The sequence below is a fragment of the Paenibacillus sp. Y916 genome (assembly GCF_056786435.1).
In genome coordinates, this window is the sequence record NZ_JBXCJA010000001.1 from 375,271 (window position 1) to 389,169 (window position 13,899).

Annotated in this window: 10 protein-coding genes; 6 read left to right on the forward strand and 4 right to left on the reverse strand. The window is 40.4% G+C overall.

Annotated features, from left to right (window positions below):
* Nucleotides 1-187: 187 nt before the first annotated feature.
* The gene (locus tag AC1TO9_RS01705) at nucleotides 188-709 is read right to left on the reverse strand and encodes a type 1 glutamine amidotransferase domain-containing protein (RefSeq protein ID WP_482054765.1); all 522 of its coding nucleotides are present in this window, start codon (nucleotides 707-709) and stop codon (nucleotides 188-190) included.
* Nucleotides 710-926: 217 nt separating this feature from the next.
* On the opposite strand from AC1TO9_RS01705, the gene AC1TO9_RS01710 reads away from it, so the two are divergent.
* The 3 genes from AC1TO9_RS01710 to AC1TO9_RS01720 all read left to right on the forward strand — a co-directional run bounded on the left by AC1TO9_RS01710 (nucleotide 927) and on the right by AC1TO9_RS01720 (nucleotide 3,396).
* Nucleotides 927-1,391, forward strand: a complete 465-nt coding sequence (locus AC1TO9_RS01710) for a hypothetical protein (RefSeq protein ID WP_482054766.1) — start codon at nucleotides 927-929, stop codon at nucleotides 1,389-1,391.
* Between the two features lie 195 nt (nucleotides 1,392-1,586).
* On the forward strand, nucleotides 1,587-2,600 hold the full coding sequence (gene ccpA / locus AC1TO9_RS01715) for a catabolite control protein A (protein WP_482054767.1): 1,014 nt from the start codon (nucleotides 1,587-1,589) through the stop codon (nucleotides 2,598-2,600).
* Nucleotides 2,601-2,697: 97 nt separating this feature from the next.
* On the forward strand, nucleotides 2,698-3,396 hold the full coding sequence (locus tag AC1TO9_RS01720) for a 5'-methylthioadenosine/adenosylhomocysteine nucleosidase (protein ID WP_482055237.1): 699 nt from the start codon (nucleotides 2,698-2,700) through the stop codon (nucleotides 3,394-3,396).
* Between the two features lie 21 nt (nucleotides 3,397-3,417).
* On the opposite strand, the gene AC1TO9_RS01725 is transcribed toward AC1TO9_RS01720, so the two are convergent.
* Entirely contained in the window at nucleotides 3,418-4,050 is a 633-nt protein-coding gene (locus AC1TO9_RS01725) for a GNAT family N-acetyltransferase (protein WP_482058202.1), read from the reverse strand.
* A gap of 244 nt (nucleotides 4,051-4,294) precedes the next feature.
* Here AC1TO9_RS01725 and acsA point away from each other — a divergent pair, with 244 nt between their 5' ends.
* Together acsA and AC1TO9_RS01735 are read left to right on the forward strand one after the other, a co-directional pair.
* A complete protein-coding gene (gene acsA, locus AC1TO9_RS01730) occupies nucleotides 4,295-6,019 on the forward strand; it encodes an acetate--CoA ligase (protein ID WP_482058203.1) in 1,725 nt (574 codons plus the stop codon).
* A 583-nt stretch (nucleotides 6,020-6,602) separates the two neighbouring features.
* Nucleotides 6,603-7,511, forward strand: a complete 909-nt coding sequence (locus tag AC1TO9_RS01735) for a hypothetical protein (RefSeq protein WP_482054770.1) — start codon at nucleotides 6,603-6,605, stop codon at nucleotides 7,509-7,511.
* Between the two features lie 91 nt (nucleotides 7,512-7,602).
* Here AC1TO9_RS01735 and AC1TO9_RS01740 read toward each other — a convergent pair whose 3' ends face one another.
* Both AC1TO9_RS01740 and rpsD read right to left on the reverse strand, forming a co-directional pair.
* Nucleotides 7,603-10,713: a transglycosylase domain-containing protein gene (locus AC1TO9_RS01740; RefSeq protein WP_482058204.1), complete on the reverse strand. Its 3,111-nt coding sequence runs from the start codon at nucleotides 10,711-10,713 to the stop codon at nucleotides 7,603-7,605.
* Between the two features lie 155 nt (nucleotides 10,714-10,868).
* On the reverse strand, nucleotides 10,869-11,468 hold the full coding sequence (gene rpsD / locus AC1TO9_RS01745; protein WP_482054772.1) for a 30S ribosomal protein S4: 600 nt from the start codon (nucleotides 11,466-11,468) through the stop codon (nucleotides 10,869-10,871).
* 412 nt (nucleotides 11,469-11,880) lie between these two features.
* Between rpsD and AC1TO9_RS01750 the strand changes: the two genes are divergently transcribed.
* Entirely contained in the window at nucleotides 11,881-13,869 is a 1,989-nt protein-coding gene (locus AC1TO9_RS01750; RefSeq protein ID WP_482054773.1) for a sensor domain-containing diguanylate cyclase, read from the forward strand.
* Nucleotides 13,870-13,899: the final 30 nt, after the last annotated feature.

The window sequence follows — 13,899 nt, forward strand, 5'->3', positions numbered from 1 at the left end:
TGATCACATATTATATATACATTTAAAACACCCGTTTCCTTTATATCCATTGGGATTGAAGGAAGCGGGTGTTTTTAGTGTGGTTAATTGTCTAAATATAAGAAAGTATAAGTTTCACTTTATACTCTATTCCTTATATTTCCGCTGAAACGGGTGCCGTCTTTGAAAAAGGACGGCATTGCCGTTTCTACTTGGCTAAAGCGTCACAAAAGGCTTTACCGTAAGGTGGAAGATCAGGTGGTCTACGAGCAGAGATAATATGCCCGTCTACGACAACGGCTTCATCTTTCCAAATGGCACCTGCATTCTCCATATCGTCTCGGATTCCTGGAGTTGAAGTCACAGTAACGCCATTCAGAATGCGTGCGGACACGAGCACCCAACCTGCATGGCAGATCTGACCAATGGGTTTGCTATCATTGTTCATGTCACGGATAAGCTCTATTACTTTACTATAACGACGGAGTTTGTCAGGCGCCCAACCCCCTGGTACAAGAATACCATCATAATCTTCACTATTTACTTCCTCGAAGGAGTAGTCACTTTTAGCTGGAACGCCATACTTACCAATATATGTTACATCTTTTTCTTCTCCTACAAGGTGAACCACAGCACCCTCTTCACGTAATCGGTAGATCGGATACCATAACTCCAAATCTTCAAAGTCTTCACTCACAAGGGCAATTACCTTTTTGCCGGAAAGTCTCATTGTCGCATCGCTCCTATTCTGATTATGAAGTACATCGTTAACAAGTACTAATACGTACTAATTCATTCTAACAAAAAGATTACCTTTAGTCACAATTTAGAACCTCCCTATCTAGAGTTGAAGGTAATTTAAGAAAACTCATAAATGGAGGAGGTATTACTCCATACAAAGTCGAATAGGGTTTAGGGTTATATATTGTTATGATGAGGTGTTAATCATGAAGAAGCAATGTAAATGTGGTCAATTGATGCGATTAGAGTTGCGGACGATTCAAGTCGCAGGAGAAATGCAAATTCTGCATGTACCTATGAGGGCTTGTGAACCTTGTTCCTCGTATCTTCTATTGGGATCAGTAAAGCCCCATTTGACGGACTATCTGAAGAATTGTGAGACCACACCAAGCAAGAAACAGATCTCCTTCACACAAATTAACGAGTCATCAGAAGTTATCTACGAAGTATTCTCTCAAGAAGAGGGAGAGGGTGATTCTTGTGAGGAACTCGAACTTGAAGTAAGAGAAGCGATAAACGAACGAATCAATCTATTACTTGATTTATTTGGGTATGCTGAAGGAGTAGAGGACATGGATTGGATAGATCATATTCGACAAAGACTACGACAACTTTCGGACTTTTTAACAGAATTGGACCGAGAAAATCACTATTTTTACGAGAAAAGATAGTTTATTGGCTTTTATCGTCATTTTTTGTTACGATATTGAAGATTATCTATGTCTAGAGAAGTTTACATCTAGTGTTGTTATATATAATTTAGTTTAGTTATGAAGCGTTAACATTGCGTAAAGTAGTAATTTGTCGTAATATTAAGCTTATTGGGTTGATCGAATGAAAATTTATTTGTAATGGAGAGAAAGAATTTGACAGTAACCATTTATGATGTTGCGCGTGAGGCTGGCGTATCTATGGCTACGGTATCTCGGGTTGTAAATAACAATCCTAACGTCAAGCCACAGACACGTAAGAAAGTATATGAGGCAATTGAACGCTTAGGATATCGTCCGAATGCTGTTGCGAGAGGTCTCGCTAGTAAGAAGACTACAACGGTTGGCGTTGTGATTCCTGACATTTCTAATTCAATTTTTGCTGAAATCGCTCGGGGCATAGAGGATATTGCGAACATGTATCATTACAATATTATTCTATGTAATGCTGACAAGAAGAAAGAAAAGGAAATTCGAGTTATTAACACATTACTTGAGAAGCAAGTGGATGGATTGTTGTTCATGGGCGGAACGGTAACAGAAGAACATATTCAAGCCTTCCAGACTTCTTCAGTTCCGGTTGTACTCTGTGCAACTAGTGATGTGAACAATAATTACCCATCGGTTGACATCGACCATGAAGCGGCTGCTTTCGATGCAGTGAATACGCTGATTCGGCATGGGCATCGTGAGATTGCTATGATTAGTGGTACACTTCAAGATCCAGCAAATGGATATTCTCGTTTCCAAGGATATAAGAAAGCATTGGAAGCGGCGGGGATTGAATATCAGGAAGACTGGGTTCGTATCGGCAATTATCGCTATGAATCTGGGGTAGAGGCTATGAAGTATTTTCTTGATCTGAGAAAAAAACCGACGGCTATCTTTTCAGCAACAGATGAGATGGCGATTGGTGCTATCCATAGTATTCAAGATGCAGGCCTTAAAGTGCCGGATGATTTCTCCGTTATTAGTGTGGATAATATTCACATGGCATCTATGGTTCGTCCACTACTCACGACTGTAGCTCAACCGATGTATGATTTAGGAGCAGTAGCTATGCGACTCTTAACGAAATATATGAAGAAAGAGAATGTTGAGAATCCGCGGGTTATTTTACCGCATGAGACCATTCTTCGTCTTTCTGTTAGAGCTGTAAAAGAGGATTAGTATATTGTAAATAATGGTTTAGTGAAAGCTCCGTTAAGGAGCTTTTTTCATGACAATAAAAACTAGTAATGAGGTGTGTAGCATGGAGCTAGTAGAAATAGATTACACTATTGGGTTGATCGGAGCCATGGATGAAGAAATCAAATTATTATTAGCTGGAATGGAACAAAGTGAGGAAATAACCAAAGCTAGTGTTCTCTTTGTCGTGGGGATTCTGCATGGGAAGTCTGTCGTTGTATGTAAGTCTGGCGTAGGCAAGGTGAATGCGGCTCTAACTACTCAAATATTAATTGATCACTTTGGAGTATCCAAAGTATTGTTTACCGGTGTTGCTGGGGCCGTCCATCCTGATTTGAATATTGGGGATATCGTCATCTCCACAGAATGTATTCAGCATGATATGGATGTAACTGCACTTGGATATAAAAGAGGGGTCATTCCTTATCAGAAAGTATCCGTATTTTCTGCAGATTCACAATTAATAGCTCTAGCCGAACAGGCTTGCGGCGAAATATCTGTTGGGAAATACATATTGGGTAAAGTGTTATCTGGAGACCAATTTATAGCAGACAGAAATACTGTTGCCTGGTTACGTAATGAAATGGATGGGGCATGTGTTGAGATGGAAGGAGCTGCAGTAGCTCAGGTATGTTTCATGAATAATGTAGCATTTGTTATTATACGCTCGATGTCAGATAAAGCGGATGGAACGGCGCATGTGAATTACGCTGAATTTACAAGTGAAGCTTCGCAACGTTCCCATGCGATTATAGAGCAAATGCTTTGCCGGTTGTGATTACAATCAATCGATTTATCTTTAATACATGAAACGGGATTGAAATCGGATACGATCGAATTGTTCCTTTGAAGAGAGAGGAACGTCTTTTCCCATACGTACCATAAGACAATTGGCTGGATGTGAACATATCTCTGGATCATCTGTTGCATACCACTCCATATGAACGACTTTCATTAGTTTCTCCATCATTTTCCGATACCCCCATACATCTAGACCGCTTCCCTTTAAGTCCCAATGCCAATAATATTCTGTGGTGAACACAATATACCGCTCCATTTGATCTTCCTCAAAGGCAATCTCAATCATCATCTTTCCTAGTCCTAATGAACGGTAGTCATCAGCTACTTCAATGGCGCCAAGCTCGATTAGATCGATCATTTGTTGTTGAGACCAACGTTCTTGCTCGTCAGGGAAGTGGAAAGTAACATATCCAACAATAGTAGGTCCATCACGGGTAATGATGATACGACCTTCAGGTAGATCGGCAATTTCAATAAGGGCCTGATGCTGTTCTTTAGGCTGACGGAAGGCATCAAGGTCAGGATGAAGAGTCAGTTGCTTAACGTATTCACCAGAGACAGGACCCTCGATAACGAGAGGAATATCAGAGTGAGACAAGAGGTGACATTGGTAACGTTTGTGATGATCCATGCTTGCACCTTCCTTTATTATAAAATGATATACATAGGACGAAAATAAATGGCAGAGTGAAGTGACGTATGCTATAATCTTTCTGACACAATTTAGTCACATTCTTTTTATAATTGGAATACACATTACTGTTTATATTATGTCATATAGTTCTTGATTAAGATATCTGGAATGTATTAAATGGTCATTGATGTAAGCGTTATCCTGGGGTGTGGATTTAAATGAATGGGGGGCTTAAATCGGAATGGAAATCAATCATTATGAAATATTACCGAGTGTGAACCCAACGTCAAATATGGGTGATTATAAGCAAGCGCGGAATGATTTTAATTGGGAAGAAATTGAACGTCATTTCACATGGTATGAAACAGGGCAATGTAACATGGCCTATGAAGCTATTGACCGACATATAAGTGAAGGGCGTGGCGATAAAGTCGCACTCTTATATAGTGATTTACAGCGAGAAGAATCATATACTTTTAAACAACTAAGTGAGCGATCGAATCAATTCGGGAATGTTCTTCGAAAGTATGGAATTGGAAAGGGAGACCGAGTTTTCATATTTATGCCCCGTAGTCCGGAATTGTATATATGTTTGCTCGGAATTATTAAGATTGGTGCTGTGGTGGGTCCTTTATTTGAGGCTTTTATGGAGACAGCGATTAAAGAAAGACTTGAGGATAGTGGTGCAGTGGCTTTGATTACGACTTCTGGACTTCTGGGAAGAGTATCAAGAGCGGAACTTCCGGAATTACAACATATTATTATTGTGGATGACGTTGCAGATCAGAATGATTCTGTCATTAGTTATAAAGAAGAGATGGGTTCAGCATCTACAAAGTTAGAGTTACAATGGCTGAACCGCGAAGATGGACTTATTATGCATTATACTTCAGGATCTACTGGGAAACCGAAAGGTGTATATCATGTTCAGAATGCTATGATCCAGCAGTATTATTCAGCACAAGTCGTACTTGATTTACGTGAGGATGATATTTATTGGTGTACGGCCGATCCTGGTTGGGTAACGGGTACTGCTTATGGTATTTTTGCCCCATGGATTTCTGGGGTTACGAATGTTGTTCGCGGTGGAAGATTCAGCCCGCAGGATTGGTACGCGACGATAGATAAATATAAGGTAACCGTCTGGTACAGTGCACCAACCGCTTTTCGGATGCTTATGGGTGCAGGAGAAGACGTCATATCGAATTATGAACTCAGCAGTTTACGACATGTCCTGTCGGTTGGAGAACCATTGAACCCGGAAGTAGTTCGTTGGGGGTATAAAGCTTATGGGCAACGTATTCATGATACTTGGTGGATGACGGAAACGGGAGCACAGATGATTTGTAATTATCCAGGTATGGCGATTAAGCCGGGATCTATGGGGCGCCCTCTACCTGGGATTGAAGCGACTATTAAAGATGACAAGGGTAATACAGTGCCACCATATACGATGGGGAATCTAGCTATTAAGTCACCATGGCCTGCTATGATGAGTCAGATATGGAATAATCCAACGAAATACGAAGAGTATTTCCGTGTGCCTGGATGGTATATATCAGGTGATTCCGCTTATATGGATGATGAGGGATATTTCTGGTTCCAAGGTAGAATTGATGATGTTATTAATTCGTCGGGAGAGCGTATTGGACCATTTGAAGTAGAAAGTAAATTGTTGGAGCATCCGGCTGTGCTAGAAGCAGGAGTTATTGGGAAGCCAGATGCGATCCGAGGCGAGATCATTAAAGCGTTCATCTCCCTGCGGGAAGGATATGCTGAAACTCCTGAGTTGAAAGAAGACATTTATCGATTCGTTAAAGAAGGATTGTCTGCTCACGCGGCACCTAGGGAAATAGAATTTAAAGAGAAGTTACCTAAGACGCGCTCTGGTAAAATCATGCGACGAGTACTCAAGGCTTGGGAGCTTCAACTACCAACGGGAGATCTGTCTACAATCGAGGATTAACTAACTGTGTTACAGTTCAACACCTACAACGTGATCTTATTAAATATTCGAGATTATACCAAAGTCACCTTACTTGAATTGATGATTGTAGGCGAAACGAATGACGGCAATTGCGCTGATGGACATGGTTGTTCTCATAGTTAGATCTGATGTCAGGGGGTGTCTCTTAAGCCATAATGAATGGTGAAAGGCACCCTCTTTTCCTCACGAATTATGTTTTTACGTGGTGTAGTTCCAAACAGCTTGCAGGCCTATTTGATTACTCTAGCTGACAAATGCTACTAATAAACAGATCTATATCGAGCGAGCGTGCAAGGAAATTGGTAGTATGCCCCTCATTGTTGTTATAGTAGGTATGTAGGAAACAGAGGGGTAGTTGCTGTTTCCGCTTCACTGCGGAGGATATTAGTCGCAGACTAGGATGATTAACGTTATTCGGCCGTGGTTTTGGAAATTACGAGCAGGATATTGTGTTTCGAGTTTATTACGAGTGATGTCTAAGGTGAAGTACTTAATATCACTGAACAAGTAGATCGACTCTATGATAATATTATTATAATAAACGAAAAGGGGAACAATAACATTGAATGAGAAACTACAACACGCTTATGAACAGCTGGGTTTATCGGCAGACATTACACGCGAAGAATTGGACAGTCGATTCGAACTACTTCTGAAACGGCAGCGCTCTAATTCTACCGAAGGTAATACAATGTATGAAGAGGACTTTCAGGCATATAAGTTCATCCTCGATACGCTGGATAACCAGGAAATTCAGGAGAAAGAGGAGCAGAGGCTCGCAAAATGGGGTAGATTTTCCGGTGTTGCACGTAAATCAGAGAATTTCATACGGCTATACAAAGTGCATACCATTATATCTGTTATCGCAGTCATTCTGCTAGTTGTTGGTGGGAATGCGCTGTATAACAATTTGGAAGAACGAAAGTATTTAGCTTCATTACCACCGTTGGATGCGAAAATTATGTTCCTTGGCAATTATGATTCACAAGATTCAAGTGGGAAAACAAATGATCTTAATGAAATGATTGTAGCGGATTATCCTGAGTGGAAACGAGTGGAGGCCAGTATAGTACAACTTCCGACGACAGGGGGTGCGGGAGGCGCAATGGATATGGGTTATTTACAACGGGCGATAGCGATGTTGGCATCCGACAAACCTGATATCCTTATTATGGATGAAGCGGCATTTGACTGGATCAAACAACAGGAAGGACTTCAGAATCTAGAATCGATTATTTCTACAAGTAGTCTTTCCACGGATGATATACGTCTGAAGAGGGCAACGTTAGAGAATGGACAAGAAGAAGTAATAGGGTTAGACATTTCCAATACAAGTTTTGCATCAGACTTACCGATTCTTTACGGTGCACCCTCTTTCATTGCTAGCATTCTGGCTAGTGATGATATGAAGGACAAGGCGATGGAGTTTGTCGAGCATATTATTACAGAGGCAGATACAATAGTTCAATAGAGTAAAAAGCAGACTGAAGGAGTTTTATCCTTAGTCTGCTTTTTTTGTGTAGTCACTTCTTACTGTTTAAATTTGGTACGTTAGATATGAACTATTGTTTCTCATAATAAGTTGATACCGAGGGTGCGGACTCTCCAGCACTATTAACTGCGATTACACGGTACCAGCCTATTAATGCGGCAGTAGAGTTCAAATCCAAAGTCGGTCTTTGGCTTGAACCGATCTGTGCAAACACGCCACTCTGCTCTTTGCTATAATCGACATTGTAGCGGTCAACAGTATCCATACCGTTGATAGACCAACTTAATTGGATCCCATTCTCAGTAGATTTAATGACCGGCTGACCAGGTGCTGTTGGAATGGTCTCTAGAGCCTCTCCAATCGGAGGTGTAATGATATCATCAATAGTAATGTCTTGATCTAGATCGGTGGTGCCGCCATCGCCAGGGAGTTCTGGTATAGTCTCATCCGGCGGATGAGGTGCCTGGTTACTGGAATTACCGACGATCGCACTTGGTTCTGACTCATGACCTGCTACATCGACTGCTGTGATATAGAAATCATACGTATAATTGGCAGAAGTATTAAAATTAAATACGAAAGGCTCATCACTTCGTATAACATGCCCCTGATGTTGAAAGCCATTGCCACTCAATGAACGGTACAGACGGTAGCCTACGACGTCCTGAGACCCACTACGTGTGAAGCTGATCTGTGCAGCTCCATTCTCCATGGAGAGGCTCACATCTTTAGCTGTTGTAGGTGCGCCACCGTCATCGATTCTTGGATCAATTTGTGTAGGCATATCGCTAGTTGCGTCTTTAGGCAGGTAGAATTCCAAAGATTCATGTTTTTTCATGACTGTGAAAGCATTTTGAAGATCTTTGATCAGATCCTGAATAGGATACTCGCGTTTAATGACGATCTTTTCTTTCAGCATATCTTCTGGTGTCGTATCCTGAGGTATATAATTCACACCATTATACGTAATGTATTTCGCTTTCGCGATGCCATCATCACTATCCATAGGGACGTATTTGGAATTAAATAAATCGGTCACATATTTATCTGTCAATGAAGAAGGTAGTTTTCCACTATAAGCGGACACCGTCTTCGATGTAATTCCAGATGGCTTCTCAAATGTTGGGGTAACGAAGAGTTCAGGTTTCTTTTCTACCAAATCATTCATAATGAGTGTCCATATGTTCTGTGCATTCTTTCTCTGGTTGCCTTCGAGCAGGTTAACAGACTCTTTATATCCAACCCAGACTCCGAGAGTGACATCTGGAGAATAGCCCATAAACCACACGTCAGCATAATTCTGTGTCGAACCCGTCTTACCAACGATGGGAACCTCTTTAAAATGTTTATAATTCTGCTTGACTGTACTTGCGGTACCTTGAGTAATAACTGTACGCAACATATCAGTCATGAGATAAGCAGTCTGTTCAGAGAAGACGTTGTCAGGTTCAGGTGTATGCTGATAGATGATATTACCATTTGAATCCGTAATTTTCTCTATCATGTAGGCATCAAGAAATTCTCCATGGTTAGCAATTGCACTATAGGCATTCGTCAGTTCTTCAACGGATACACCATATTTTAGACCGCCGAGCACACCTGTTGTGGCAGCATAGTCTGCTTCTTGAATCGTTGTAATCCCTAGTCTTTTAGAGAATTCCCATGCTTTATCAATCGATATCACATTATTAAATAACTTCAGGGCAATCGTATTTTTAGACATATTGAAAGCGTATCGGGCAGTAACTAATCCTTCGTAACCTCTGGATGCGTTTTTAGGGATATGAAATCCCTTCTGACCATCTTTCAAAATAATCGGTGCATCATCAACGATACTAGCAGGCTGGATAGCTCCTGAGTCGAGTGCAGGTAAATACGCTGCAATTGGTTTCATAGCTGAACCCGGTTGACGTACCATTTGAGTTGCATAGTTCATTTGCTCCTCGTAAAAGTCACGACCTTCAATCATTCCGAGAATAGCGCCTGTTTTGTTATCTAACAGCATAGCTGCCGTTTGCTCCATTCCCTTCGATGTACTGTCCGGATTGAAGTTTTTATCATTCTCGGCAATGTTGTGCATCGCACTGTAAATAACTTTATTAATGGTCGTATAGACACGATAACCGCCAGTAGTTAGTTGCAGTGTAGCATCTTCCATAAGATCGCTTTTATCTTTCTCTGTTTGTTCATTATTTAGAGAAGAGGATGTATCCAAAGATAAGAGAATTTCCGCAGCTTTACGCTCGGTTTCCATCATAAGATAAGGATATGTGGAATATGCCTTTTCTGTTTGTGTAGCTAGAGTTGACTGAATATCGAATGCAAGTGCTTGATTATACTCGCCATTCGTAATTTTGCCCTCTTCAAGCATGCGACGCAACACTAACTTTTGTCGATCCATTGCACGATTAAATGCAGTAGGATTGAACTCGCCTTTCCCATTAAAGGCCGAGTACTTAGATGGAAGCTGAGGTAAGCCTGCTAAATATGCAGCTTGGGCAATATTCACTGTATCCAAATCACTTATATTGAATATTCCTTTGGCCGCAGCTTTAATACCATATACATTATAGCCATTCGAACCGTTACCGAAAGGTACCTTGTTTAAATACGCTGCGAATATTTGGTCTTTGGATAGTATCCGTTCCAACCTTAAAGAGAGTAGCATTTCTTTAATTTTGCGGTTGTCTGTCCGATCAAGGTTGAGAAATACACGTCTGGCAAGTTGTTGTGTGAGCGTACTTCCACCTGTTTGTATGGATTCGTTCAGTACTCTTTGCTTGACTGCACGAAGCGTACCTTTGAAGTCAATTCCAATATGGGTTGAGAAGTCGTTATCCTCAATCGCGATAACAGCTTCCTTGATGATTGCAGGAATCTTCTCGAACTCGACAGGTCGTCGGTCTTCATCGGTACGTAGTTGCCCAATTTGTGTACCATCGTTAAAATAGGCAAAGCCGGTAATCGAATTCTGACTCATCTTTTTTTCGATTTCAGCTCTTGGACGTACAGGCTCATCTTGAACAATAGATGAAACGTAGCCGATTCCGGCACCACCTACAAACAGGGCCCCTAAGAACCCGAAAAAAACGAGCCAAAGTAACGTTGTCCCTAGTATTCGTCCAATGGATTTCTTTGGTGTGCGCTTCTCTTGCGATTTCTTTTTATTTGTATCAACCATTCGTTTTAGATCCTCCTTTTAACGGGATTATTATAGCATAAAAAGAGACTTTTGAATTGCTTTATCCTAAATAGACTACTATAATTGGTTGAAATTTTCCAATGTATGAAATGAAAAAAGCCTGGAACAATTGTTCCAGGCTTCGAATTTTAATCTTAACGGTTGTAGAATTCGACGATTTGCTTTTCATCGATATCTTGAGACAATTCAGAACGCTCAGGAAAGCGAATGAACTTACCTTCTAGAGTCGTATCATTGAATTCCATATAAGCTTGAAGGTGATTGCGGTTCGCAATAGCTTCCTTTATGGAAGATAGACCAAGACTCTTTTCACGAAGACCGATAACGTCACCTGTATTCAATCTGTAAGAAGCAATGTTGACTTTCTTACCATTTACAGTGATATGACCATGAGATACCAATTGACGAGCACCAGCGCGAGAATTAGCAAAACCAAGACGGTAAACCAAGTTGTCTAGGCGGCATTCAAGCAAGATCATGAAGTTCTCACCAGCGATACCTTGCATTTTTTGAGCTTTATTGAAGAGTGTCTTAAATTGTTTTTCGCCCAAACCGTACATGTGACGAAGTTTTTGTTTCTCTAGTAATTGCATACCGTAGTTGCTGATTTTTCTGCGTTGGTTAGCGCCATGTTGACCCGGAGGGAAAGGACGCTTCAAATCTTTACCATTACCGCTTAGAGAGATGCCGAGACGGCGACTTAATTTAAATTTAGGACCAGTGTAACGTGCCATTTTATAGTAGACTCCTTTTATAAGTGAAATTTAGGTAGGGTTCTATTTGTGCCGTAGATTGTTTCATGTGCTGCAGCTCATGGGCTCAAAGCACAACTGACATGAAAGTTCAGCCGCTGTCTTGTCAGTAACAAAATACGTGAGGGTGACACAACGTTACGCCCAGAAGCAGTTGATAAACACCACCTGCTCAACGACTAATTTTATACGATAAAGTATATGTAAGTCAAGTTTAATATTAAAACTAAAGCTGTCGAAAGTTGTCGATAGGACTTTAGAACTAAAAAAGTAGGGACAAATCATTAATTTTTGGTGCAAATTTTAGTTTTGAAGAGTAGAATATGGTTATTGTATATATTTGTGATAGGCGGGCAGAGCATCTTTTTAAAATAATGAAAAGGAGCTATATGTAATGTCAGAATATAAAAGTATCATTTCAAAGCATGAGAGATTACTTAAAGAGAGTGGACCGCCAAGAGCTTTGGATTCTGTTCGTTTCTGGTTAGGTAATTTAGATGTTATAACATATGACTTACCATATATTCATGGCTTATTGTCCGATAGTTTTGTGGATTGGCAGAAGTTATCCTACTCAATGCCTATCATGGAATATTCAATGTGGGGACTTTTTCAATTCGATGGTTTCTTTATTGCTGGAAGTTCCATGATTTCAGATTATTGTAAAGACGAAGGTCGTATTCACCTTGAACGTTGTCTGGCTAATAAAACTGAAATTATTGCGTCATGGAATGCGGAAGTGGATACCAATAGGGAGCAATACTCCGTTTACTTGTTTCCTCAACTCACTCGTGGGCTTAAGGAGATTTATGCAGTGATGGTGTGTGTGCTCCCACAGAAGAAGGTTGAAAGTGTCGTGAAGAATGCCATCTCCTTCATGCCAATGCTCTTTCATAGCTGCTTCTACAAAAATTTCGAATATATATTTGTGGATGATATGATGAGTGAACAAAAGAAGATCAATGATGAAGCAAGTCGGAGAGCGATGTTGTATCAAATGGTACAGCGGATGCAAAGCTATACTGATATTGATATGGTTCTAACTGAAGTATTGGATAGTATAGCAATACTGTGTCCTGAAACAACCTTACAACTATTTATGTCACAAGATCATCAAAGTGAAAACCCACGGGTTAAGCCGCTTATTCTTCAGGCAACAATGGATGATATAAGTGTGCGAACATTTATGGACGGACGGTTGACTACTCAGGAAACGAAGCTGGAGAATGGTGAGTATAAGAAAGAAATAGGATTCCCGCTTGGGGGTAAACAGGGGGTATATGGTGTACTTCATTTGCTTGTTGGGAAGGATTCTATTACTGAACAAGAATTACAGTTTGTTTCGACTCTAGTGGATACAGCAGGAACTCTATTTGAGAATGCTAAGTTATACGAGCAGTCTAACTCACTTATTCGAGAACTGCGATTAATTAACGAACTTACACGACGCGTGAATCAAAGTTTGCGATTGTCAGAGATTTATCGATTTTCGAGTGAAGAGTTGTTGAACATATTTAAAGCAGATTATTGTTGTATTCTGCAATTCAATAGGGAATTGAATGGTTTAGAGGTTGTGTCTTGTAATTTACCAACCATGTCGAAGAAAGTTTTTGAAAAAGATTACGGTTTTGGTGGACTGGTATTTGAAAAAGGCGAGCCGGTAATATTATCGGATTATATAGCGAAGATGAATATTTCTTCTGTATTTATGGAGAAAAGTAGTTCGAAGTCACTGATTGCAGCACCTCTCATCGTAAATGGAGAAGTTACCGGCGCTATTCTGATGTCACATCGAGGATCGCATTTCTTCACTTATAATGATTATAGATTGCTGCAAGCATTGTCTAATCATATTGGAATTTCTGTAAGTAATGCATTGTTACATGCCCAGGTTAAGAGAATGGCTAATCGAGATATGCTAACCAATCTGTATGCTCGTCACTATCTTGATGAAGTTATCAAGAAAAGGCAGGAAAACGATTATTGTGGAGCGTTAATCGTAGTTGATATCGATGAATTCAAACAGGTCAATGATACTTATGGGCATCAAAAAGGTGACAAAGTCCTTAAGAAGGTCAGTGAAATTATTAAGTCATCAATACGATTAGGTGATCTTGCGGCAAGGTGGGGTGGTGAGGAACTTGCCATATACTTACCTTTATTAGGATTGAACCAGGCAATTGTCATTGCAGAAAGAATTCGTAAACTTGTTGAAGTAGAGACGGACCCGCCTGTGACCGTATCATGTGGTATTTCTGAATGGAATTGGTTGGATGAGCAAGTCAGTGTGGATTCATTATTTTATTCAGCAGATATGGCGCTTTACAGAGCAAAGAATAATGGACGTAATCAGATACAAGTTGAAGATAGAAGTAGTGGATGAAGCACCTGAATGTTGAGGGTGCTTTTTTTC